Origin of the sequence: Pseudomonas sp. Pse1, assembly GCF_024519635.1 — a bacterium.
Lineage (GTDB): Bacteria > Pseudomonadota > Gammaproteobacteria > Pseudomonadales > Pseudomonadaceae > Aquipseudomonas.
In genome coordinates, this window is sequence record NZ_JALJRO010000001.1 from 357,008 (window position 1) to 379,775 (window position 22,768).

Genomic DNA, 22,768 nt, shown 5'->3' on the forward strand with positions numbered 1-22,768 from the left:
TCTGATCGCCCTTCGTCTTTGAGCAAACGGAATTTTTCCACCCGAAGACAAGGAGTCGGCTGCGATGTTCGCGCCCATTACCCGTTCCATGACCCTGACCCTGGGCCTGTGCAGTGTTGCCCTGTGCCCTACCGCCCATGCGGACAGCGAGACTGATAAACAGCAGGAGCCTGCCGCCAAGGCACTCGAGTTGGACACCACCAACGTCAATGCTGCCGCCCTTGGCAGCACCACCGAAAATACCGATTCCTACACCACTGGAGCGATGAGCACCGCGACTCGGTTGAATCTTTCGATCAAGGAAACGCCGCAGTCGGTTTCCGTGGTCACCCGCCAGCAGATGGACGACTTCAAGCTGTCGACCCTGTCAGAAGCCATGAGTCAGACCACCGGCATCGTCGTCCAGCACAACGATTCCGACCGAGTCAGCTATTCGTCTCGCGGCTACTCGATCAACAATTTCCAGATCGATGGCATGCTCAATACCTTCGGGCGCATGAAGTCCGATTCCGACACCATCATTTACGACCGCATCGAAGTGGTACGCGGCGCGACCGGCCTGACTACCGGCGCCGGCGATCCGTCCGCGACCATCAACATGGTGCGCAAGCGCCCGACCCACGAATGGGCAGCCAAAACCGGTGTCAGTGGTGGCAGTTACGACGATTACTACAGCTACGTCGACGTCGGCGGACCGCTGGCCTTCGATGGTCGCCTGCGGGGTCGCAGTGTACTGGCCTACCGCGACAGCAAATCGTTCCGCGATCACTATCAACTGCAGCGTGAGGTCGGCTACGGCATCCTCGAAGCCGATCTGACCGACGACACCGTGCTGGCGGTGGGTTACGACTATCAGGACAAACAGGTCCAGGGCACCTCCTGGGGCACCGTGCCGTACTGGAATTCCAATGGCGACAAGGCCAATCTGCCACGCTCGACCAACATGGCGACCAGTTGGAGTTCCTGGCCGCTGAAGGACAAGACCGCCTTTGCCAACCTCGATCAGAACCTGGGCAACGGCTGGCACATGAAAGCCGCCTACACCCATCGCGAAAGCGACACCGACGGCAAGGTCTACTACGGCGGTGGCGGTTACCCCAACGACGACCGCAGCGGCATGGTGGCGTATCGCAGCCATATGAAGGGCGAGCAAAAGATGGAGGTTTATGACTTCAACTTTGCCGGGCCTTATCAATTGCTCGGTCGCGAGCACGAGTTGATGGTGGGCTACGGCGAAGCCGAACGTAGCGCCTCCAGCCCGTATCTGGTGGAGGCGCCGACGCCGCCGGGCTACGACAATATTCCCGACTGGAAATACATGGGCAACATTGCCAAGTTCCGCGACACCGATACCGGCATCGAGGGCTCCAACGACAGCACCCGGCAGAAAGCCGGTTACCTGGCCACCCGCCTGAGCCTCACCGATCAATGGCACGCGGTATTGGGCAGTCGTTATGGCAGCTGGAAAACCAGCAGCAACTACTACTCATTCAATGATCAGAATGAACGCACCGGTAACGACCACAGCAGCCAGGTGGAAAACGACGTCTTCACCCCATACGCCGGCCTGTTGTACGACATCACCCCGGAGTACACCGCCTACGTCAGCTACACCGACATCTTCAAGCCGCAGACCGAACGCGATTCCAGCCGCAAATACCTGGAGCCGATCGTCGGTCAGAACTATGAAGTGGGCCTCAAGGGCAGTTTGCTGGACGAGCGCCTGAACATCGCCACCGCAGTGTTCTGGAGCAAGCAGGATAACGTCGCCGAACTCGACGACTCGGTGCCACCGGATCCGCTGACCGGCGAAGAGTTCTTCAAATCCGGCGGCAAGGGCAACAAAGTCAATGGTTTTGAGGCCGAGGTGTCCGGCGAAGTGTCGTCAGGCTGGAACATGACTGCCGGCTACACCTACACCCACTCGGTGAATGGTGAAGACAAACGCAATAACACCGCGCAACCGCTGAACATGCTGCGGGTGTCCACGGCCTATCGCTTGCCGGGGGAATGGAGTGCGTTGACGGTAGGCGGCGCGGTGAACTGGCAGAGCGACATTTACGGCACTGCCAGCCGTCCGGTGGGGCGTAACGCCAATGGAAGAATTGTCACCGAGCGCAGCCGGATCAATCAGGGCAGCTACTCGGTGGTGAAACTGATGTCGCGCTATGAGATCGACAAAAACCTCAGCGCCTCGTTGAACGTCGATAACCTGTTTGATGAGCGGTATTACGACAACGTTGGTTTCTACAACGGCGTGTTCTGGGGCGATCCGCGGACGGTGACGTTGAGCCTGGATTACCGGATGTAACGTAGATAACTGTAGGAGCGAGCCTGCTCGCGATGGCGGTCTATCTGCAACATTTGCAGCGACTGGCACACCGCAATCGCGAGCAGGCTCGCTCCCACAGAGTTATCACCGCATCATCATGTCACCGGCCAGACCTCAAAGCCCCTTGGTCCAGAACATCATCCGCCCATGGGCCGGGTCGAACATCCCGGCGCTAAAACCGAACTTGGCGTAGGCCGCCTGCGCCACGTCGTTGCCTTCCAGCACTTCCAGGGTGATCTTGCAGCAACCACGCTGACGGGCGATCTCCTCGACCTTGTGCAACATCTTCTGGCTCAGGCCCAAACCACGAAACTTGTCGACCACCGCGACGTCATGCACGTTGACCAGCGGTCGGCAGGCAAATGTCGAAAAACCTTCGAAACAGTTGACCAGCCCCGCCGGCTCGCCATTGACGAAAGCCAGCACGCTGAACGCGTGAGGGCGTTTGGCCAGTTCGCCTGGCAGTTGCTGCAAGACGTCGGCTGTCAGGGGGTGACCACCGCCCATCGGGTCTTGCGCGTAGTGGTCCAGCACCAGGCAGATCGCCTCGGCGTGGATCGGGTTGCTGTAGCTGGCCTGGAGTATCAGGATGTCTGCGGAGTCCATTGCGTTCCCTCGATCAATAAGTGTGCATCCCTGCGGGTTTCGCCCGGGGCCACCGACATTAACGTGCGCCACGCCTGCCCACAACCCCGCCCCCATTGCTTCAGACGTCGGCGAAGCGCTGCATTTGCATTTCCTTCAAGCGGCTCAGGGTGCGGCGGAACGCAAACTCCAGATAGCCCTGGGTATACAGCTCGTCCATTGGCACTTGTGCTTCGAGATAGAGCGGGACTTTGCGGTCGTAGCACTCATCGACCAAGGCGATGAAACGCCGCACGCTGTCATCGTGAACAGACAGCTGAGGCAACTCCCGATCGCCGGCCTCGACCTGCGCACTGGCATCTTCGGTGCCCCGGGCGATGCGCCCCGGACGTTGGCTGGCACTGAGGCACGGCACTTCGCTGAGCAGGATGGCGCGCAAGCGGTCACACAAGGCCATGAAGTCCATCGCCGCAAAGGGTTGCTCGCACAAATCGGCGTATCGACACCAGAGCACATGCTCGCTGGCGTGGATGACCTGCACGGTTCGATAGCCGATTGCCAGCGGCTCGCTGGACACCGGCTGGCCCTCGGTCAATTCGGCGAACGCCTGTGCGATGGCTTCGGGCTGGTTGACCCAGTACCGCTGCACATTGACCCCGGGGTGCAAGCGATGATCCTCGCCACCGTCCACCGCCACCACCTGCATATGCGCTTCGATCGCAGCAATCGCCGGGAGGAAGCGTTCGCGGTTGAAGCCGTCGCCGTAGAGCTGCTGCGGCGGTTGATTGGAGGTGCAAACCATCACCACGCCTTCATCGAACATCACCTGGAACAGCCGGCCGAGAATCAGCGCATCGCCAATGTCATTGACGAATAGTTCGTCGAAACACAGCACTCGCACCTCGGCGCTCAGCTCCCGGGCCAGCGCACGCAGGGGGTCGGCGGTGCCGGTCAATTGAAAGGAGCGCTGGTGCACCCAGCCCATGAAGTGATGAAAGTGCTGGCGTCGCGCCGGTATTTGCAGGGTCTGGTAGAACTGATCCATCAACCACGTCTTGCCCCGCCCCACCGGCCCCCACAGATAAACGCCGGTGATCGGCGATTGGCCTTGATGAAGCGCCTGATGGCACTGCTGCAAGGCCAGCACCGCACGCTCTTGCGCGGCGTCAGTGACGAAACCCTGTTGGTTAATGGCGTGTTGGTAGGCGCTGAGGGGCGAGTCGAAGGTCATGCTGGCCCTTGGGTGATTGGCTCAAAATAGACAATATTACACCCAACCCTGAGCAGCGCGGACTGCTCCTACAGGGATTACCGATCCACCTTATGCCTTGCCGCATACAGGCACAGCATCTCCATGGCCAGGGTCGCCGCTGCCAATGAGGTGATGTCGGCATGATCATAGGCCGGCGCCACCTCCACCACATCCATCCCCACCAGATTGATCCCGCGCAATCCGCCGAGGATTTCCAGGGCCTGGGCGGTGCTCAGACCGCCGCACACCGGGGTGCCGGTGCCGGGGGCGAAGGCCGGGTCGAGGCAGTCGATGTCGAAGGTCAGGTACACCGGGTTATCGCCGACCCGCGCGCGGATCGCCTCGACGATCGCCGTGCAGCCGCGCTGGTGCACTTGCCGCGCATCCAGCACGGCGAAGCCCTGGTGATCGTCGTTGGTGGTGCGCAAGCCGATCTGCACCGAGCGAGACGGGTCGACCAGGCCTTCCCTGGCGGCGTGCCAGAACATGGTGCCGTGATCGATGCGGCCACCCTCTTCGTCCGCCCAGGTATCGCTGTGGGCGTCGAAATGGATCAGCGACAGCGCGCCGTGTTTGCGCGCATGGGCCTTGAGCAACGGATAGCTGATGAAGTGATCACCGCCCATGGTCAGCATCGCGCAACCGGCGTCGAGGATTTTATCGGCGTGGGCCTCAATGTAGGCCGGTGTGTCCTGGGGCGAACCATAGTCGAAGTTGCAGTCGCCATAATCGATCACCGCCAAGTGATCGAACGGGTCAAAGGTCCACGGCCAATGCCGTTCCCAGGCCATCACCGACGAAGCGGCACGAATTCCCCGTGGCCCGAAACGAGCGCCGGGACGGTTGCTGGTGGCGGTGTCGAATGGCACGCCACTGACCACCACATCCACCCCGCGCAGATCGCGACTGTAACGTCGGCGCATGAAACTGGTGATGCCGGCGTAGGTGCTTTCGGCGGCGGTGCCGTACAGGCTGTCGCGGGTTATGGCCTGGTCGTTGTGCTCGGAAATGTCCATCAGGCAATCCTTGTTATTGGCGGCTACGGAAAGTGGTCCACAGGCGAGTACGCTGGCGCAGGTCCTTGAGGCTCATGCTGCGGTCGGCGTACAGACGCTCACGCACGGCGGGCGGTGGATAGATATCGGGATCATTGCGCACGGCCGCATCCACCAGCGGCGTCGCCGCCTGGTTGGCCGTGGCGAAAAACAGCGTGTTGGTCAGTGCTGCCACGGAGTCGGGGCGCAGCATGAATTCGATAAACGTGCGGGCGACTTCAGGGTGCGGCGCGTCCTTGGGGATCGCCAGGTTGTCCTGCCAAACCAGAGTGCCCTGGGTGGGAATCCGATACGCGACCTCAAAGGGCTTGTTAGCCTTGCGCGCCTGATCGGCCGCCATGCTTGCGTCGCCGTTATAGGTCAGGGCCAGGCACACGCTGCCATTGGCCAGGTCACTGATTTGCCGCCCGCTGGCGACATACAGCACCGACGGCTGCAATTGCAGGAGCAAGACCTGAGCCGCAGCCAGATCGTCCTTGTCGGTGCTGTAGGGATCTTTACCCAGGTAATGCAGGGTCAGACCGATCACCTCTTGCGGCGAGTCGATAATGGCAATTCCGCAATCCTTGAGCTTGCTGGCGTATTCCGGCTTGAACAGGATGTCGAGGCTGTTCAATGGCACGCCAGGCAGGCGCTGCTGAACCGCCTCAACGTTCATCCCCAGCCCCAGGGTGCCCCAGGTGTAGGGCACGCCGTAGCGGTTGCCGGGGTCGACGGCGGCGAGCTTTTCCAGCAAGTCCGGATCAAGGTTGGCGTAGCCCTTTAGGGAATCGTGGGGAATGGCCTGCAGTGCGCCCGCCGCCAGGCCACGGGCCAGCACGCTGGACGACGGCACCACCACGTCATAGCCGCTGCCACCCGTGAGCAGCTTGGTTTCCAGGACTTCCGAGCTGTCGAAGGTGTCGTAGCGCACCTTGATCCCGGTTTCCTGCTCGAAGCGCTGCAGGGTCTGCGGGGCGACGTAATCGGCCCAACTGTAGAGATTCAGCACCTGGTCTTCAGCCTGGGCCGAGACCGCTGCCGCGAGCAGCAATGCGGGAAACGCATGTTTAAGAGCCATGACCAGCACCTGGAGCCATTGAAGTGCTTGCAGGATGCAGGGCAAGATACATCGTTAAAATCTCAAGTTAATCACCCTGACTTTATGCTGGAGTAATGTTTGATGCTCGGCCAACTCCATGACCTCGACCTGCAGTTGCTACGCCTGTTTGTGAGCGTGGTGGAATGCGGCGGATTCAGTGCGGCCCAGGGAGAACTGGGGCTGAGTCAGTCGAGCATCAGCCAGCACATGGCCCGGCTCGAGACCCGCCTTGGCTATCGCCTGTGCAGCCGTGGCAAAGGCGGCTTCAAACTCACGGCCAAGGGCGAACAGTTGTTGCTGGCGACCCGTGGTCTGTTCGAGTCCATCGAGACTTTTCGCCATCAGTCCAATGGGGTCGCCGGACGCCTGATGGGTGAAGTGCGCCTGGGACTCTCCGAAGCGCTCGACCCCTCGGTGCTGCAACGCGTGGCGCGGGCAATCAGCCACTTTCGCCAGCGCGACGAGTCAGTGCGCCTGGAACTGATCAGCGCCATGCCCGGGGAAATGGAGCGCCTGCTGTTGCAACAACGCCTGGACCTGGCCATCGGTTACTTCTCCCAAGCGCAAAGCGCGTTTGACTACCGCCCACTGTTCAGTGAAACCCAACACCTGTACTGCGCCGCCGGGCATCCGCTGTTCAGCCTGCCTGAGCCCGACGCCACGGCGCTGGCGGCCGGCGACCTGGTGGAGCACCCCTACCGCTTCCTGCGCAATGACCTGCCCCTGCACAACCGGGTAGGTTCAGCGCGTTCGGAGCAGGTCGAAGGCACGCTGGCGTTTATCCTCAGTGGCCAACATGTCGGCCATCTGCCCGAGCACTTTGCCCGCAGTTGGCAGGACCAGGGCCTGCTGAAAGCCATCGGCCAGCCGCAGCACAGTTTCGAGGTGGCCTTCCACCTCGCTCGGCATCGCGCCCAAGTGCCGGGGGATGCGCAGGTGGCGTTCGAGGAGGATCTGTTGGCGGCCTTCGAACAGTAGGCCATTGACCCAAACATGGATAACTTTCAATGCTTTAGTCGGTTGTCGCTGTAGATGAGTGCACCTTTCTGGCATCCTGCGCCTCCTTTTTCCGACCAGACCCTACCGGCACCTTTCCCGTGACCTCATCCGACCACGCAAAAACTGCCCCACATTCCGACCTGATCTACGGCCTCTACGACCGCCCACACTTCACCGCGACCATTTTCGCCGCGCTGCAACACGTGCTGGCGAGTTTCGTCGGGATCATCACCCCGACCCTGATCATGGGCAGCGCCCTGGGCCTGCACAGTGAAATTCCCTACCTGATCAGCATGGCGTTGTTCGTCTCGGGCTTGGGCACCTTCGTCCAGGCTCGGCGTTTCGGCCCCATCGGCTCGGGACTGCTGTGCCTGCAAGGCACCAGTTTTTCGTTCATCAGCGTGATTCTCAGTGCCGGCTTCATGGTCAAGGCCCGGGGCGGCGGCACCGACGAGATCCTGTCGACGATTTTCGGCGTGTGCTTCTTCGCCGCCTTTATCGAAGTGGTGCTGAGCCAGTTCATCGGCAAATTGCGCATGCTGATCACGCCGGTAGTCACCGGCACCATCATTACCCTGATGGGCCTGTCGCTGATCAAGGTGGCGATGACCGACATTGCCGGCGGCTTTGGCGCCACCGACCTGGGCGGCGCCCATCACCTGGCCCTGGCGGCGCTGGTGCTGGGCACCATCGTCGTGCTGAACCGGGTCGACGTGCCCTTCCTGCGCCTGGGGGCGATTGTGATTGGCCTGACCCTGGGTTATCTGGTGGCCTGGCTGATGGGCGACGTCGACTTCGCGAACATGACCGACGTGCCGCTGATGAGCGTGCCGGTACCGTTCAAATACGGCTTCAACTTCGACTGGGTAGCGTTCATTCCGGTGGCGGTGATTTTCCTGGTTTCGCCGCTGGAAGCCGCCGGTGACCTGACCGCCAACTCGATGATTTCCCAGCAGCCGGTCAAGGGCCCGGTGTACATCCGCCGGATCAAGTCCGGGCTGTTGGCCGATGGCCTCAACTCGGCCATGGCCGCCGTGTTCAACAGCATGCCGATGGTGACCTTCGCGCAGAACAACGGCGTGATCCAACTGACCGGCGTCGCCAGTCGCTACGTGGCGTTTTTCATTGCCGGCCTGCTGGTGCTGCTGGGGTTGTTCCCGATGATCGGCGCGGTGCTGCAACTGATGCCCAAGCCGGTGCTCGGTGGCGCTGAACTGGTGATGTTCGGCACGGTGGCAGTGGCCGGGGTGAAGATCCTCGCCGAAGCCGGGCTGCACCGGCGCAATATGCTGATCGTGGCCATCTCCCTGGGCATGGGCCTCGGTGTGGCGGCGGTGCCGGAAGTACTGCGCGAATTGCCCAAGGCGCTGCACAACATCTTCGAATCGCCGATCACCGTCGGCGCGTTGTGCGCTATCGTGCTGAACATGTTCCTCCCGGAAGAATTCATCGAACTGCAAGAAGACGACTTCGACCCCGAAGCGTCGGTCCTGCAGGTCATGGAAAATCCGGACGTTGCCCCTCACGGATCGCGCCCCTGAACGACTGCCGCCAGGTGGGTCGAACCGCGAAGGGTCGACCCTTACTGACGAGAGCCTGTTCATGCTTCGATTGTTTTTTTCAGGCCTGTGCCTGTTGCTCCTCAGCCTTGGCGGTTGCGCGCTGTTTCCCGACCGCGATCCGCTGAACATCAACGTGGTGGGCCTGGAACCGCTCACAAGCCAGGGCATGGAAGTGCGCTTCGCGGTGAAGATCCGCGTGCAGAACCCCAACGACAATCCGATCGACTACAACGGCGTGGCCTTGAACCTCGAGGTCAACGGCCAGCCGCTGGCGTCGGGGGTCAGCGATCAACGGGGCAGCATCGGCCGGTTCTCCGAAGCGGTGGTCACAGTGCCGGTGAGCATTTCGGCGTTTTCAGTGATGCGCCAGACCCTCGGCCTGAGCCAGACCCAATCCCTCGACAACCTGCCCTATGTGCTGCGTGGCAAGCTGGCGGGCGGCCTGTTCGGCACCCAGCGCTTTGTCGACAGCGGTCAGTTGAGCCTGGCCAGCCCGCTGGCGGGCGCCCGTTAACCGTCTCAAGGAAGAGCTTTGCAGCATGGCCGATTACCCGACGCTGTACACCGAGCGCCTGATCCTCAAGCCGCTGGAACTGGCGGACGCCGAGGCGATCCAGCAACAGTTCGCCCACTGGGAGGTGGTGCGCTACCTCAATGCAAGGGTGCCCTGGCCGTACCCGGTGGATGGCGCCCTGCACTACCTGCAAGACATCGCCCTGCCGGCCATTGCCCGGGGCGAAGAATGGCACTGGTCGCTTCGCCTGAAGTCCGCGCCCGATCAACTGATCGGCAACATCAGCCTGATGGACGAACAGGACAACAACCGGGGTTTCTGGATGGGCCTGCCCTGGCAAGGCCAGGGGCTGATGGCCGAAGCCTGTGCGCAGGTCACTCGCTACTGGTTCGAGGACCTTGGCCGCGATTGCCTGCGAGTGCCCAAGGCCTCACCCAATCTGGCCTCGCGGCGCTTGTCGGAACGCAACGGCATGCGCCTGATCCGGATCGACGACGATGAATTTGTCGGTGGGCGTTATGCCCGCGAGACCTGGGAAATCACCCGCAAGGAATGGCGCCGGTTCAAATGAAGCGCACGCCTGGTTTGGCCCGCTGATCGACACTTAATTCAAACACGTCCGGGCGCGCGTAGTGCCCGACCACGTCAAAGTCATAGCGGGCGCGGACCAGTTCCTCGGTGTCGATTTCTGCGCAGAGCAGGCCCGGACCATCGCGCAGCGGACCGGCCAGCACATCGCCCATCGGCCCGATGATCACGCTGCCGCCGGCAATCAATGGCCGCTCTGCCGGCCAATTGCTAACCTCGATTCCCAGTTTTTCGGGCGAGGCCTGGACCTGGCAGGCACTGACCACAAAGCAGCGTCCCTCATGGGCAATGTGGCGCATGCTCACTTGCCACATTTCGCGCTCGTCCACCGTCGGCGCACACCACAGTTCCACGCCCTTGGCGTACATCGCGGTGCGCAGCAACGGCATCATGTTCTCCCAGCATACCGCGGCGCCAATCCGCCCCAGCGGGCTGTCGAGCACCGGCAGGGTCGAGCCGTCGCCCTTGCCCCAGATCAGCCGTTCGGTGCCGGTGGGCATCAATTTGCGGTGTTTGGCCACTAGCCCGCGCTGCGGGTCGAAGTACAGCGCGGTGCAGTACAGGGTGCTGGCGTCCCGCTCGATCACGCCGAGCACCAAATAAGCGCCGGTGCGCGCACTCAACCCCGCCAGGGCCTCGGTTTCCGCACCTGGCACGTCGATGGCGTTGGCAAAATAGCGGGCATAGGCGTCGCGACCTTCCGGCAGGCGATAGCCCAGTTGCGTGCCAAAACCCTCGCCCTTGGGGTAACCACCGAGCAGCGCTTCGGGCATTACCACCAGCTCGGCACCAGCGTCGATGATTGCCTGTTCGTAGGAAAGGATCTGTTCCAGGGTTTCGCCCTTGCCACCTGGCAAAGAACCGATCTGCAGCGCGGCAACGATGGACTTGGGCATGACGGTGACTCCCTGAGAATGAGGTATTGCTCATTCTCAGGCGGCCATGGATCATCAATAAAGTCCCATTCGCTGCTAAATGATATGAGCCAAATGAATATCACCGACATTGACCTCAACCTGCTGAAAGTTTTTGAAGCCCTGCACGACGAGTCCAGCGCCAGCCGGGCGGCGCTGCGCCTGGGGGTCACCCAGTCAGCGGTGAGCGCGGCGTTGCGGCGTTTGCGCGAGGTCTATGGCGATCAATTGTTTGTGCGCACCGGCCGTGGCCTGGCGCCGACCTTGCGGGCCAACCAATTGAAGCCGGTGCTCAGTGATGCCCTGAACAAATGCCGGCAAAGCCTGGCCATGGTCGACCCGGCGGCCGAGGACTACGACGGCCGTTCGGTAATCGTCGGCATGTCGGATGATTTCGAGATTGCCTACGGGCGGCGGCTGATCGAAGAAATTGCCCGCCGGGCGCCGAAGTTGCGCCTGATTATCCGTCAGAGCCACAGTCAGATCGTCGCTCAGGCGCTGATGGAGCGCAGCCTTGACCTGGCGATCAGTGCCGGTGGTTTCAGCGAGCGGCTACTGAGCCGGCAGGTATTGGGGGAAGGCGACTATCGGTGCCTGGTGGATGCTGCAAGCCTGACGCCGGGGCAGCAAGCTCTGGCATTAGAGGAGTTCGTTCGGCGCGAGCACATTCTGGTGTCGTCAGGCGGGTTCATTGGTATTACCGATGAAGGCCTGGCCAGCCTTGGCCTCGGGCGCAGGGTCTGTGCCTCCACCAGCCACTTTGCCGCACTGCCGTTTCTGCTCAAGGGCAGCCAGGCAGTGGCGACCATCCCCGGGCATGCCGCACAGGCTATTGCACAACTGAGCGGCCTGGCACTGCTGCCCTGCCCGCTTGAGCTGCCGCGTTATCCGATCGAACTGGGCTGGCGCACCAGCAGCCAACTGGAACCGTTACTGCTGAAAGTGCGCGAGGCGATTGTCGCCAGTTTCAGCCGCCAAACACCGTGAATCCTACTTGGCCGCCATCAGGCGATTGACTTCACTGCGCACCATGTTGGCGAACTCCGGCGGCGACATGCCGTCCAGTTCGGCACGCACCCACTCGGCCCACTTGCCCTTGCGCTTGGCGCGCTCACCGAACAGGCGCGCGGCTTCGCCCTTGGATTTACCGAGGTTGCTCTGCCAGAGGTCGAACAGGCGTGACTTTTCATCTTCAAGCGCGGCGCGCTCGGCGAGGGATTTGTTGGCCAGATTGAAACTCATCGGGGCATTACCTGCTGCATAAATAGGTGACATCTTACACTGTAGGCAGAAATCTCCAGAGACGGATTTCCAGTGCACTGAGGATTCAACGCAAAAAAGCTGCAACTTTTTCCATTTGCCTACACTCCATTGTTCATCTTCACATACCAGCAAGGAGTCACCCGATGGCCCGTAGAACCGCCAGACAAGCCCAGGATGAGCAAATCAAGGACCAGGCCTTCAGCGAGCTGCAAGCGCTGATCGAAGAATCGGAAAAACTGCTCAAGAGCAGCGCCTCCCTGGTGGGCGAGGAAGCCGAGAGCCTGCGTGGGCAGATCTCCCTGAAACTGCAACAGGCCCGCGACTCCGTGACCAGCGTGCGCGAGCGCACCCAGCCAGTGGTTGAGGCCACCGAAACCTACATCGGTGGGCATCCATGGCAAACCGTAGCAATCTCCGCCGGTTTTGGCCTGGTGGTCGGGTTGCTGCTCGGACGCCGTTGAACGACCCATTGCCTGAGGCGTGGCGAGACTCGCCACGCCGCTTTTAATTATCTACCGCCCGCACCTGCCGTTCGGCCTTTAGCGTTATGGCTCCTGAGCGCGATGCCCTGTCGTCGCTCGATACTGAGACCACGCTATGCCCGAACACACCCTGCCGCTGTTTTTCCCTGAGGCCCTGCGAGACTACAGCGCCCTCACTCCGCGCCTGAGCGCAACGTCATGGTCCCTCGCCGACCTGGCCTGGTTACGTACCGTTGATCTGCCAAGCCACCCGCAACGCTCGAGCCAAACACCGCCCATGACGGTCGAGAACATCTTGCTCAAGGTACCGAATGAAGACCCCATTCCTCTGGCGGGCAGCTTCCTGATGCACCCCGCGCCCGGCGGCAACCAGGCCGTCCTGTACACACCCTATGGCGGGCTGGAGAAGTTCGATGACCGGCAGACGCTGCTCACTACCCTCTCGACCCGGCTCAAGGCCCCCGCCACCCGCAACGATCTCCTGGCGTTCCTGCCGATTTCCCGACGCGCAGCGCTCAAGGTCGATACCGTGCTGACGCTCACCGGCGAAGTGATCGACGGTTCGGTCTTCCAGGCCCAGGCCGAGATATTGGTGCGCAGTCACCGCGCCAACCTGCGCGTCATGCTGGAACAGTTGGAGCACATACCGACCCTGGCCGCGATGCTCAACGAAGTGGCCGACAGCATGCTGAGGCGGCAAATGCCTGGCGTGGCGCAAGCCCGAACCCAAGTCAGCTACGGTTCCGCGCCTGCCAACGGCCAGACATCGCTGACCCGCGAGCCTTTGAGTGACGCCCTGCTGCGCAGTTATTTGCACCAGCCTCGGCCCGCGACCCGGCTGCGGCACTTTTCCAACCCGCAACTGCCCAACGCTGGCCCGGAGCAGCAACGCTACTGGGCGCTTGCGCTGACGCAGATCTGCGCGGATCTGCCGGCCATGCTCGAGAGCCCGATGCAATCCTATTGGCGCACGGAAGTCAGCAGCGGTGTCAGCCGCCGAGAGTTTTTCGCCCAGGCCATGGCCGACAAAGCCAGGACTGACCTGCTGCTCAAGCGCCAGCAGGCGATCATCAGTCCCGAGCAAAGCCAGGGGTTGCATGCACGCCTGGGATTGCGCGGCGCATCTGGCTCAGCGCCGGACTCCCTGGGCCAGGCGCAGAAAATCCGCCTGTGGGAAACCCGCGAGCACTACGCAGAACTGGCGGGCAGCATGTTGCTGATCGATTACCAGGTCGCCTACCTGTACACCCAGCCCAAGGGTTTGCAGGTGATCAACAGCCTTGCCGACCTCAAATCGAACCTGAGTGCCCTGAAGACCTACGGTGGTCTCGACGACCCGCTGTGCAACCTGCTGACCCTGGCCGAAAGAGACTTGCTGCTTGGCTTCGATCAATTTGATACCTCACAGGCCAGCCTGTCAGGCCCCGCATTCACGGGGCTGATCGACGCGATCATTGCCAAGCAACAAGACAACATCCGCTATGCCGTGCAGACCTGGCGTAACAGTGGAGGCGCCTTTGACTTGCAGGCGCTGTTCGACCAGGCGCAGGACGTGCGCGGCATGATCGACAGCCAATTGCTCGACGTTGCCGGCAACGGGCGCTGGCCAGTCCCAACCGGCAATGCCAATGATCATAGATCCTCGATTGTCCTGGCCATGCAGGCAGCCTTGGCAATCAAGAAACTGCACAGCGTGCAAGCCGCGCTGGACCTCAAGGCCGCTGCGCAACCCGCCAGCACCCAGGCGCAGCAACGGCTATTCCTGCAGTCGATCAAGCCAGACCTGGCCCAGGCCATGGCCGTGGGCATTCGCACCGAGGCACGCCTGCGCGTACTCGACAAAACCCTGGGCAACGACGAAAAAGCCATCGTCGATACCGTGCTCAATCCCGACAAACCGGTCCCCGCCCAGCGCAACAACCTCAACGGCTTCCGCCCGGACGCCTTGTCCCTGACCCTGGAGTGCGCGCAAGAGCCCAACCTGATTCCCTTGGCCAACTGCCTGTTGTTGACCGAGCGCGGTGGCCAGGATTCATCAACGTCCGGTCGCGCCATCCTGTGGACGCCAGCGCTGGGGCTGGAAAGCTTCAGCTCACTCGACAAGGCAAAAGAGGCGTTGCGCCAACGTCTGCGAGACCCGGTCAAGCGCCTGATGCTACTGGAGAATATTTCGCGCACCCAGTACCACCCTCATTGCAGCTACCACCTGGGCTCGTTGCGCCTGATTGCGCGCAATGTGCTAGAAGATCGACAGCAGTCAGCCATTGACTGGCTGCTCGCGGCAAACGCCCACGCCCGCTTGTTGCAACGGGCTGCCGGGGTGACGGTGCCGGAACAGGAGCACTATCCACAGGTGGCAACTGCACTGAGTCTGCAGCGCGCCACCGAGATAGCCCGGGCCATCGTCACCCGACAAGGGCTGCCGCTGTGGTTGAGAACCGCCAACAACGATGATCTCCAGCACCACATCGAGTTGTTGGAACAAGTACGGCGCAGCACTGAGGAGGGCAAGGACTATCTGGATGACACGCCGCTGCTGGCCACGCGTCGACAACGTTTTATCCGCCAACTGCCCTGGCAAGTGCTGTTGTACGCCCACATGCTCAAGCTGCAAGGCAAACTCAGCAACACCGGCTACCTGTTGCTGCAGCATGTCATGGACATGCCCGACGCCGTTGCCCGAGCCAGCGTCGTCGGCGCCAGGGCAACGATTCGCCCACTGGGATTGGTCGCGGGCCCTGGCGATGCGGTGATTGAAGTGCCGGGGTTGTATCTGATTGGTGAGGGCAGCAGCGGCATACAAGTCCTCTACGCGCCTTATGAGAAGGAACTGGCGCTGACCGAGTACGCCGATGAAGCTGCCCTCCTCGCTGCCCTGGCGTTGGCCGGCCCGCTGCAGTCGTTGCTGCTGGAGCGGTTGCAGGAGCCCAACAAGACCACCTGCAGGAACCTATTGGCCAGTCACACCACGCGAACCGTGCACCTGGCTAACCAGCCCATTCAGGGCAACGTTTTGCGGCGTCTGTTCGACGATAACCACAGGTTGCTGCCGCAGTTGCTGGGCAGCCCGTCAAAACCCGAATCACTGACCGACTGGCAGGCCCTCGGCGCCCTGGTGGCCAAAGGGCTGCGCTTTGCCGGGCGCTTTGTGCCGGGGAAACTGGCCGTTCCTTTGTCCCTTTGGCAGAGCTACCGCGCTTTTGAGCAATCGGCCGAAGCGCTGCAGGACCACCATTGGAAAACCGCGCTCTCCAGCTTCATCAACGGTGCGTCGCAGTTGGTGGCGCTGGGCAAGGTCATGCCGGATTCCGCCAGCGGTCCAACGCCCTCGGCGTCCGCCGACACCCGTGAGCCTATTGACGTCACCGCCCCCGCCCGCACTCAGTTGCAAAGTTACGAGGCCGGCGACGTCGAGCTGAATCAAATCGGCGCGGCAGACGCCGAGGGACGCTATACCGCCATCGACACCGGACGACGCTACGTCCCGGTGCAGGGCAAGGTCTATCAAATCGAAGACCGCGCCGTGGTGCCGCAAATCGTCAATGCCGAACAGGCAGGCCCTTATCTGCAACGCGATGGCAGCCAGTGGAGCCTGGACCCGGACGAGCACAGCGTGCATTTCGGCAAGGCCATGTCCAGGCTGCACAACAAGTACAAAACCCAGGTCGAGGTACGCCACTTGATTAATGTCGAAGCCCGGGGCATGGACGCGATTCGCCAGCTCTATCCGGATCGGGCCAAGCAAATCGTGCAGTCACTGGAACTGGCGCGCTACTACGCCTTCAATAGCCTGTACAACCTCGGGCAACTCGGCTCCGGCCAGAGCAACAGCCGCCTTGAAGCCTTCATCAAAACCTTTTTCGATGTCGACAACGTCGATGAGAGCCTCATCAAAAGGATCAAACACACCATCGTGCCGCTGTGCAAGGCGCTGGTGGATCCGAGCCTCGACCAACTCGATCACAAACGTTTTGTCGTGGGCTCCAGTCATTACCCGGCCATCGGCGTTATTGCCTTTGTCGTCACTGAAGACGAGTTGCAGTCCGTGCATTTCACCGAACATTTTTTCAAACAGGGGCTGGACATCTACGAGGGGGCGCTGACGGAAGACTTTGATATCCTCGGTCACGCCCAGGCTGCCACGCTGATTCACGAGTTCTCCCACCTGTTTTCGGACACCTGGGACATCGCCACCCTGGAAGCCCGGCGCCCGTTCAGCGACTTGATCTCCAGCGTCGAGCCGCAGCACCTCGAACTCAAGGGACAGTTGGAAAGTTTTCAGCGCGAAGCCTTGTCCCTGGCCACGCCCGCCGAGGAGCTGTTTGCGTTCTGGAACCACGAAGAGAATCGATGGGAAGACTTCGATGAGACCCCGGGCGTCCATCGCTTGCGCAGTGTGGTCAGGAAAACCACTGGCGCAATCGACATGGCTGCCGCGCGCACGGCATTCCTCGACAGCACCTCGGCGCAGGCGCGGATCAACACCATTCTGCGCAACGCCGACTCGCTCGCGCGCCTGATCTGTGAGATGGGTCGACGCCTTGATCCTGAGTCAACGCCGTCACCGAGCAACGATTACCAGACCACTGCTTGACGCTTGTTACCCTCCGATCGGGGTACTGCAACCGCAGTCCTCCATCGGGGGGCGATTAACGAAAAAAGCGTTCACTGATATGTAAACGCCATGATGGCGGTTCTCGCGAGCTCGGCGCGAAGGTTAGAATGCAGGAAATCAGGAAGAGTCAATGAGCCAAAACCCCCTAACGCCCGCAGAGTTCGACGCCGTAACCACCGCCGCCGCGCATTGGTGCATGCGTTTGCATGCCAGTGACTGCACGGATGCCGAGCGCCTGGCGTTCAGCCAATGGCGCGATGCTCACCCGCAGCATGCTGCCGAATATGAGGCAATGCTGGAGATCTGGGAGGTCAGCGAGTACTTGCCGCATCCGACGCCGCCGTCCGCTGTTGGCAAACCCCTGGCGCGCCCAAGCTGGCAGCGCTTGGCAATCGCCGCGGCGATCTGCGCCATGGCCTTGCCGCTGGCCGCCTACAGCGGCTGGCAAATGGGCTGGCTGCCGGATTCCTACGAGCGTTTCGAAGCACAGGGGGCGCTGCGTCAGGTGACCCTGGCCGATGGCAGCCAGGTCGAACTGAACATCGGCACGGTGCTGACCTACCGCAATTACAAGGATCAGCGGCGGGTCACCCTGAAACAGGGCGAAGCCTTCTTCAAGGTCAGCCATGACGCCACGCACCCTTTTGTGGTCAAGGCGGCCGAAGGCCAGATTCGCGTCACCGGCACGCAATTCAACGTCTGGAAATACCAGGATCAGGTACGCGTCACCCTGGTGCAGGGGTCGGTGCTGGTCACCAGCAATGACGCCCTGCGCGGCGACGGCTTACGCCTGGCGCCGGGCATGCAGGCGCGTTACAAGGGCGGCGACTACCAGCCACAGATCAATCAGACCTACGCCAATGACAGCTCCCTGGCTTGGCGCGACGGCCGGCTGGTGCTGGACAATCTGACCCTCAGCGATGCCCTGCCGCTGATCAATCGCTACTTGAAAACCCCGGTGATGCTGGCTGATCACGAAACCGGAATGATCCGAATCGGTGGTGTCTACAACATCAGTCAGATCGACAGCCTGGTGCCCTCGCTGCCCCAGGTGCTGCCGGTTTACCTGAGCCGCAATGCCGAGGGCAATCCGATCCTCAACTCGCGGCCGTTGTAGGAGCGTTGCTCGCTCCTACAGATTTTATGCGCGCCACAGCCTCTGTGATCGACCACTAAACCACTGTGGGAGCGGGCTTGCCCGCGAAAAACCGGAGAGCGCCGCGTTGCCATCGTTCACGTCTTTCGTGAGTAGGCTCGCTCCGATTAAGGTTTCGTCGCCATGTGGCTTGCCATGGAAACGAATCAGCGGAAAATAAATGGCCTGCCATCGGCCCGAAATACCGGCGCCTAACCCTGCGCTCACGTACTTTCGACAAAATTTCTACATTCAAGCCTTCATGATTCGTGCAGCTCATTCGTCTTAATGACAGAGAGCACTCATCACCTCTTCCTGATCAGGCTCTGAAAAGGAGTTTTTGCATGTACAACTCGCAATTACCAACGGACGGTAAATCAATGCCGCAAGGTGTTTCCCTGGGTCAGGACATGGCGGTATTCGGTAAAAGCACCGAGCGTCACGGCAATGAGCGAATTCGACAGTTGCTCAAGCACTTCGGCCTGCGCACCAGCCTGATTCGCCTGAAAGTCATAGACGCTCTGCTGGCTGCCGCCGATAGCGGACATCCGGTCGGTGTCCGCGGGATTCACAGTCACCTGCTGGAGCTGGACATTCCGCTGTCCTTTCTCAGCGTGCGCGAAGTACTCAAGCGCCTGTGCAGCGAGGGCGTCATCGTCCTCAATACGGACAAGAGCTACAGCCTGCACCCCGAGGCCATTGGCACGCTGCAGCGCTTCGACTGAACGCCGGAGGCGTCGCTCAGGGCTTGACCTTGCGACGCATCACGCCGTTGATCACCACCACCGTCACCGCCACGGCGATGGCGATGTACTGGAATGTCTTCTCGCTGATCATCCCGGCGTTCTGCAGATACGACAGCCCGAACATGGTCGCCAGGACCACCAGGGAAATCAGAATCGAGTATTTCAAGCGTTGCGACTGGGTCATTGCGGGTTCCTGAACCAAAAGTTGAATCCGGTGGAGTGCGCAGTGCAATGCACGGCGCGCGCACATGGTACAGGCCACAGTGGCATTTGGCTCGCGCACACTGTGCAGGCCGACCGATGCCGACCGCCGCGCCGCCTTCGGCCTGCAGGGTCTGGCGCTGTATAATTTTGAAACACAAGCCACGGCGTTCTTCGGCGAAAACGGTCAGAATGCCCTCCGCCTTGAGGGCGAATACGACATTTTGCTGACCAACCGCTTGATTCTGCAGCCCAGCGCCGAGGCCAATTTCTACAGCCGAAACGATCCCGGGCGGCGCATTGGATCAGGCCTGGCCAACCTTGAAGCCGGCCTGCGTTTGCGTTACGAAATCGTCCCTGAATTCGCCCCCTACCTTGGCGTGACCTGGAGCAATGCCTACGGCACTACCGCCGACTACACTGGCGCGGACGGTGATCCGCGCAGTGAAGCGCGCTTCGTCACCGGCGTGCGACTGTAGTTCTGAGCCTCCCTGAACGCTGAATCGACAAAGAGACCCGTTATGCTCACTTCCTCCCTGCGTCTGGCCGCCCTCGGCGCGCTGCTCTTCGGTTCCCAGGCCCTGGCCGCCGAACTGATTCCCATCGACGTCCACCGCGATGCCAATTGCGGATGCTGCAAAGCCTGGATCAGCCATATGGAGCAAAACGGCTTCAAGGTCACTGACCATGTCGAGACCGACATGAGTGCAGTCAAGCAACGGCTGGGCGTTGAGCCACGCATGGCGTCCTGCCATACCGCCGTGATCGACGGCAAATTCGTCGAGGGCCACGTCCCTGCCGAGCAGGTACTGGCATTGAGCAAACGCGCCGACCTCAAAGGCATGGCGGTGCCGGGCATGGTCACCGGCTCGCCCGGCATGGAAATGGGCGACCGGGTCGATGCCTATCAAGTCATTGGCGTGAGTCAAAGCGGCAGCGATGAAGTGATCGCTGACTACCCTGCCCAATAATGCCGGTCGGTTACTTCGGGCTGTTTGTCGCCGCCTTTGGCGCCGCGACGCTGCTGCCCCTGCAGTCCGAGGCCGTGCTGGTAGGGTTATTGCTCAATGGCCAGTACGGGATGTGGCTGCTGTTGGCCGTGGCCACCGTAGGCAATGTGCTCGGCTCGCTGGTCAACTGGTGGCTGGGACGGCGCATTGAACGCTTCAAGGATCGACGTTGGTTTCCAGTCAGCCCTGCGCGCCTGGAGCAGGCCGGCCAGCACTACCGGCGCTACGGCCACTGGTCGTTGCTGCTGAGCTGGCTGCCGATCGTTGGGGACCCCCTGACCCTGGTCGCCGGCGTGATGCGTGAACCCCTCGCCCGTTTTCTCCTGATCGTGACCCTGGCCAAGGGTGCGCGCTATGCCGTGCTGGCCTGGGCCACCCTGGGCTGGCAGCCCTGAGCAAGCACTGATTCGGTGCACACCCCCTTCTGACGCGCTCCCCGCGCTGGCATGCGCCTGCCTTTTTTTGCTCACGGCGCCCTGAAAAACTGCCCTTCGTCGGTGCAATTGTCACAAATATCCGGTTGAGTTCAGTGAAACAAAACCGATTGTCGAACAATCGAAAAACCGCCGTACCCCGCTCTAGCTTCTGGCCTAGACTGCTTTTCGCACGGTGCGACCGATCAGTCATATTGCGAGGAAATAATCGAAACTTTCCGTAACCGTGACAGGTCAGGTGACAGGAGGGGTCAGAGTCACTGGTGCAATCCTTGCAATAGTTCACCACAGCCTGGGTAGTTCACCACGTCGCGGCGCCTTTGCGCAGCGGCGTGTGGCGATTTAGCGCCCGGTCACAGGGAATGACCACCCGCAGTTCCGATGAGATGCCTGAATCAGATCAATAACACGGGAGAAACACATGAACAGTGCCGCCTTAGAAATCCAGGGAGAGCTGAGCCACCCGGTCAGGGACGAATCGACGTCCATGGCCATCCTGGCCCCGGGTGCAAAGACGGTACTGCCTACCCCACGTCAGAATCCGAACAAGAAAAAAGTTCTGTTTGTGACGTCGGAGATCGCCGATCTGGTCAAGACCGGCGGCCTGGGGGACGTTTCCGCTGCGCTGCCCAGGGCCATGGCCCATCTGCACGACGTCCGGGTGTTGATCCCGGGCTACCCGCAAGTGATACACAGCGACAACCCGATCCACATTATTGGTGAACTGGGCGGGCATGCCGCCCTGCCCCCGTGCAAGATCGGCCGCATGGACATGCCCGACGGGCTGGTGATCTATGTGTTGATTTGCCCGGAACTGTACGAGCGTGAAGGTTCGCCCTACGGCGCCAACAACGGTCGTGACTGGCCTGATAACCATATTCGCTTCGCCCGCCTCGGCCTGGCCGCCGCCGACATCGCCGCCAACCTGGCACAAATCCACTGGTGCCCGGATCTGGTGCACGCCCACGACTGGCCTGCGGGCCTGGCACCGGCCTACATGCACTGGCGTGGCCAGCGCACCCCGACCTTGTTCACCATCCACAACCTCGCTTACCAGGGCGTGGTCAGCCTGGCCTCGTGCCCGGAGCTGGGGATTCCGGAACACGCCCTGCAGCAGGAAGGCATGGAGTTCTACGGCAAGCTGTCGTTCCTGAAGGCCGGCATGGCGTATTCCAGCCATATCACCACGGTTAGCGCGACCTACGCCCAGGAAATCACCACCCCGGCGTTCGGTTGCGGCCTTGATGGCTTTCTCGCGAGCAAGACCCAGCAAGGCCTGCTCAGCGGCATTCCCAATGGCATCGATGAAAGCTGGGATGCGGCCACCGATCCGCACCTGTCGTGCCCATTCAGCATTGGCGACTGGGACGGCAAGGCCGCCAACACCGCCCAGGTGCGCACTCTGTTCGGCCTGGTCGACAGCAGCGGCCCGTTGTTTGCGGTGGTCTCGCGGCTGGTCTACCAGAAAGGCCTGGACCTCACCCAAGGGGTGGCCGAGTACATCGTCAAATCGGGTGGGCAGATTGCAATCATCGGTCGTGGCGAACCGGAAGAAGAACAGGCCATGCGCGACCTCGCCCTGCGTTTCCCCGGGCAGATCGGCGTGCGGATCGGTTTCAACGAGACCGATGCCCGGCGCATGTTTGCTGGCAGCGACTTTTTGCTGATGCCATCGCGTTATGAACCCTGCGGCCTGAGCCAGATGTACGCCCAGCGTTTCGGCTCGCTGCCGGTGGCCCGCAATACCGGCGGTCTGGCCGACACCATCGAAAATGGCGTGACCGGCTTCCTCTTCGACGAGTCCACCGTGCCCAGCTATGAGGAAGCGCTGAGCCGGGCCTTCAAGGTGTTCGCCTACCCCGACCTGCTCAACGCCATGCGCTGCCGGGCCATGGCCGCACCCTTCAACTGGTGCAAGGCGGTCGAACCCTACGCGGAACTCTACGAACAACTGGTGGCCAAGGCACTGGGCAGGTCGATCAAGCATCAATAAGGAGGCC

Annotated in this window: 20 protein-coding genes and 1 pseudogene; 14 read left to right on the forward strand and 7 right to left on the reverse strand. The window is 61.5% G+C overall.

What is annotated here, in order from left to right; translation table 11 throughout:
• Positions 1-64: 64 nt before the first annotated feature.
• On the forward strand, positions 65-2,311 hold the full coding sequence (locus NR126_RS01575; protein ID WP_027620914.1) for a TonB-dependent siderophore receptor: 2,247 nt from the start codon (positions 65-67) through the stop codon (positions 2,309-2,311).
• Between the two features lie 135 nt (positions 2,312-2,446).
• Here NR126_RS01575 and NR126_RS01580 read toward each other — a convergent pair whose 3' ends face one another.
• The 4 genes from NR126_RS01580 to NR126_RS01595 all read right to left on the reverse strand — a co-directional run bounded on the left by NR126_RS01580 (position 2,447) and on the right by NR126_RS01595 (position 6,284).
• Entirely contained in the window at positions 2,447-2,938 is a 492-nt protein-coding gene (locus tag NR126_RS01580) for a GNAT family N-acetyltransferase (RefSeq protein WP_027620913.1), read from the reverse strand.
• 100 nt (positions 2,939-3,038) lie between these two features.
• Positions 3,039-4,148: a cell division protein ZapE gene (gene zapE / locus NR126_RS01585; RefSeq protein WP_256829533.1), complete on the reverse strand. Its 1,110-nt coding sequence runs from the start codon at positions 4,146-4,148 to the stop codon at positions 3,039-3,041.
• Positions 4,149-4,225: 77 nt separating this feature from the next.
• A complete protein-coding gene (gene speB / locus NR126_RS01590; protein WP_027620911.1) occupies positions 4,226-5,185 on the reverse strand; it encodes an agmatinase in 960 nt (319 codons plus the stop codon).
• Positions 5,186-5,198: 13 nt separating this feature from the next.
• Entirely contained in the window at positions 5,199-6,284 is a 1,086-nt protein-coding gene (locus tag NR126_RS01595; protein ID WP_256829535.1) for a polyamine ABC transporter substrate-binding protein, read from the reverse strand.
• Between the two features lie 102 nt (positions 6,285-6,386).
• Here NR126_RS01595 and NR126_RS01600 point away from each other — a divergent pair, with 102 nt between their 5' ends.
• From NR126_RS01600 to NR126_RS01615, 4 genes are all read left to right on the forward strand, one after another.
• Positions 6,387-7,283: a LysR family transcriptional regulator gene (locus NR126_RS01600; protein WP_027620909.1), complete on the forward strand. Its 897-nt coding sequence runs from the start codon at positions 6,387-6,389 to the stop codon at positions 7,281-7,283.
• Positions 7,284-7,402: 119 nt separating this feature from the next.
• Entirely contained in the window at positions 7,403-8,845 is a 1,443-nt protein-coding gene (locus NR126_RS01605) for a nucleobase:cation symporter-2 family protein (protein ID WP_027620908.1), read from the forward strand.
• 61 nt (positions 8,846-8,906) lie between these two features.
• Positions 8,907-9,380 (forward strand): LEA type 2 family protein, encoded by a 474-nt coding sequence (locus NR126_RS01610; protein WP_105754158.1) that lies wholly within the window; start codon positions 8,907-8,909, stop codon positions 9,378-9,380.
• 25 nt (positions 9,381-9,405) lie between these two features.
• Entirely contained in the window at positions 9,406-9,951 is a 546-nt protein-coding gene (locus NR126_RS01615; RefSeq protein WP_256829536.1) for a GNAT family N-acetyltransferase, read from the forward strand.
• On the opposite strand, the gene NR126_RS01620 is transcribed toward NR126_RS01615, so the two are convergent.
• Positions 9,944-10,864 (reverse strand): carbon-nitrogen hydrolase family protein, encoded by a 921-nt coding sequence (locus NR126_RS01620; RefSeq protein ID WP_256829537.1) that lies wholly within the window; start codon positions 10,862-10,864, stop codon positions 9,944-9,946. The two genes, NR126_RS01615 and NR126_RS01620, sit on opposite strands and share 8 nt — an antisense overlap.
• An 84-nt stretch (positions 10,865-10,948) precedes the next feature.
• On the opposite strand from NR126_RS01620, the gene NR126_RS01625 reads away from it, so the two are divergent.
• A complete protein-coding gene (locus NR126_RS01625; protein WP_105754156.1) occupies positions 10,949-11,869 on the forward strand; it encodes a LysR family transcriptional regulator in 921 nt (306 codons plus the stop codon).
• 3 nt (positions 11,870-11,872) lie between these two features.
• Here the strand turns inward: NR126_RS01625 and NR126_RS01630 are convergent, their stop codons facing one another.
• The gene (locus NR126_RS01630) at positions 11,873-12,124 is read right to left on the reverse strand and encodes a hypothetical protein (RefSeq protein ID WP_027620903.1); all 252 of its coding nucleotides are present in this window, start codon (positions 12,122-12,124) and stop codon (positions 11,873-11,875) included.
• A 164-nt stretch (positions 12,125-12,288) separates the two neighbouring features.
• Here NR126_RS01630 and NR126_RS01635 point away from each other — a divergent pair, with 164 nt between their 5' ends.
• The 4 genes from NR126_RS01635 to NR126_RS01650 all read left to right on the forward strand — a co-directional run bounded on the left by NR126_RS01635 (position 12,289) and on the right by NR126_RS01650 (position 19,102).
• Positions 12,289-12,606 (forward strand): YqjD family protein, encoded by a 318-nt coding sequence (locus tag NR126_RS01635; protein ID WP_027620902.1) that lies wholly within the window; start codon positions 12,289-12,291, stop codon positions 12,604-12,606.
• A gap of 136 nt (positions 12,607-12,742) precedes the next feature.
• Positions 12,743-17,221: a dermonecrotic toxin domain-containing protein gene (locus tag NR126_RS01640; protein WP_256829538.1), complete on the forward strand. Its 4,479-nt coding sequence runs from the start codon at positions 12,743-12,745 to the stop codon at positions 17,219-17,221.
• 151 nt (positions 17,222-17,372) lie between these two features.
• Positions 17,373-18,359 (forward strand): FecR family protein, encoded by a 987-nt coding sequence (locus tag NR126_RS01645; protein ID WP_256829539.1) that lies wholly within the window; start codon positions 17,373-17,375, stop codon positions 18,357-18,359.
• A 362-nt stretch (positions 18,360-18,721) separates the two neighbouring features.
• Positions 18,722-19,102 carry a fe2+ zn2+ uptake regulation protein gene (locus tag NR126_RS01650; RefSeq protein ID WP_027620899.1) on the forward strand — a complete coding sequence of 127 codons (381 nt, stop codon included), beginning with the start codon at positions 18,722-18,724 and terminating at the stop codon, positions 19,100-19,102.
• A gap of 16 nt (positions 19,103-19,118) precedes the next feature.
• On the opposite strand, the gene NR126_RS01655 is transcribed toward NR126_RS01650, so the two are convergent.
• A complete protein-coding gene (locus tag NR126_RS01655; protein ID WP_027620898.1) occupies positions 19,119-19,307 on the reverse strand; it encodes a hypothetical protein in 189 nt (62 codons plus the stop codon).
• An 88-nt stretch (positions 19,308-19,395) separates the two neighbouring features.
• Here NR126_RS01655 and NR126_RS01660 point away from each other — a divergent pair.
• The 4 genes and pseudogenes from NR126_RS01660 to glgA all read left to right on the forward strand — a co-directional run.
• Positions 19,396-19,803, forward strand: a pseudogene (locus NR126_RS01660) (copper resistance protein B); the annotation flags it as partial.
• 42 nt (positions 19,804-19,845) lie between these two features.
• A complete protein-coding gene (locus NR126_RS01665) occupies positions 19,846-20,295 on the forward strand; it encodes a DUF411 domain-containing protein (RefSeq protein ID WP_256829541.1) in 450 nt (149 codons plus the stop codon).
• A complete protein-coding gene (locus NR126_RS01670; protein WP_027620896.1) occupies positions 20,295-20,729 on the forward strand; it encodes a YqaA family protein in 435 nt (144 codons plus the stop codon). Before NR126_RS01665 ends, NR126_RS01670 begins: the two co-directional genes overlap by 1 nt.
• A gap of 460 nt (positions 20,730-21,189) precedes the next feature.
• The gene (gene glgA / locus NR126_RS01675) at positions 21,190-22,761 is read left to right on the forward strand and encodes a glycogen synthase GlgA (protein ID WP_256829542.1); all 1,572 of its coding nucleotides are present in this window, start codon (positions 21,190-21,192) and stop codon (positions 22,759-22,761) included.
• Positions 22,762-22,768 lie beyond the last annotated feature (7 nt).

What these genes read in the sequence shown, in the direction of transcription:
- NR126_RS01575 (WP_027620914.1), top strand. Translation starts at nt 65, where the DNA reads ATGTTCGCGCCCATTACCCGTTCCATGACCCTGACCCTGGGCCTGTGC.
- NR126_RS01580 (WP_027620913.1), bottom strand. Translation starts at nt 2,938, where the DNA reads ATGGACTCCGCAGACATCCTGATACTCCAGGCCAGCTACAGCAACCCG.
- zapE (WP_256829533.1), bottom strand. Translation starts at nt 4,148, where the DNA reads ATGACCTTCGACTCGCCCCTCAGCGCCTACCAACACGCCATTAACCAA.
- speB (WP_027620911.1), bottom strand. Translation starts at nt 5,185, where the DNA reads ATGGACATTTCCGAGCACAACGACCAGGCCATAACCCGCGACAGCCTG.
- NR126_RS01595 (WP_256829535.1), bottom strand. Translation starts at nt 6,284, where the DNA reads ATGGCTCTTAAACATGCGTTTCCCGCATTGCTGCTCGCGGCAGCGGTC.
- NR126_RS01600 (WP_027620909.1), top strand. Translation starts at nt 6,387, where the DNA reads ATGCTCGGCCAACTCCATGACCTCGACCTGCAGTTGCTACGCCTGTTT.
- NR126_RS01610 (WP_105754158.1), top strand. Translation starts at nt 8,907, where the DNA reads ATGCTTCGATTGTTTTTTTCAGGCCTGTGCCTGTTGCTCCTCAGCCTT.
- NR126_RS01615 (WP_256829536.1), top strand. Translation starts at nt 9,406, where the DNA reads ATGGCCGATTACCCGACGCTGTACACCGAGCGCCTGATCCTCAAGCCG.
- NR126_RS01620 (WP_256829537.1), bottom strand. Translation starts at nt 10,864, where the DNA reads ATGCCCAAGTCCATCGTTGCCGCGCTGCAGATCGGTTCTTTGCCAGGT.
- NR126_RS01625 (WP_105754156.1), top strand. Translation starts at nt 10,949, where the DNA reads ATGAGCCAAATGAATATCACCGACATTGACCTCAACCTGCTGAAAGTT.
- NR126_RS01630 (WP_027620903.1), bottom strand. Translation starts at nt 12,124, where the DNA reads ATGAGTTTCAATCTGGCCAACAAATCCCTCGCCGAGCGCGCCGCGCTT.
- NR126_RS01635 (WP_027620902.1), top strand. Translation starts at nt 12,289, where the DNA reads ATGGCCCGTAGAACCGCCAGACAAGCCCAGGATGAGCAAATCAAGGAC.
- NR126_RS01640 (WP_256829538.1), top strand. Translation starts at nt 12,743, where the DNA reads ATGCCCGAACACACCCTGCCGCTGTTTTTCCCTGAGGCCCTGCGAGAC.
- NR126_RS01645 (WP_256829539.1), top strand. Translation starts at nt 17,373, where the DNA reads ATGAGCCAAAACCCCCTAACGCCCGCAGAGTTCGACGCCGTAACCACC.
- NR126_RS01650 (WP_027620899.1), top strand. Translation starts at nt 18,722, where the DNA reads ATGTACAACTCGCAATTACCAACGGACGGTAAATCAATGCCGCAAGGT.
- NR126_RS01655 (WP_027620898.1), bottom strand. Translation starts at nt 19,307, where the DNA reads ATGACCCAGTCGCAACGCTTGAAATACTCGATTCTGATTTCCCTGGTG.
- NR126_RS01665 (WP_256829541.1), top strand. Translation starts at nt 19,846, where the DNA reads ATGCTCACTTCCTCCCTGCGTCTGGCCGCCCTCGGCGCGCTGCTCTTC.
- NR126_RS01670 (WP_027620896.1), top strand. Translation starts at nt 20,295, where the DNA reads ATGCCGGTCGGTTACTTCGGGCTGTTTGTCGCCGCCTTTGGCGCCGCG.
- glgA (WP_256829542.1), top strand. Translation starts at nt 21,190, where the DNA reads ATGAACAGTGCCGCCTTAGAAATCCAGGGAGAGCTGAGCCACCCGGTC.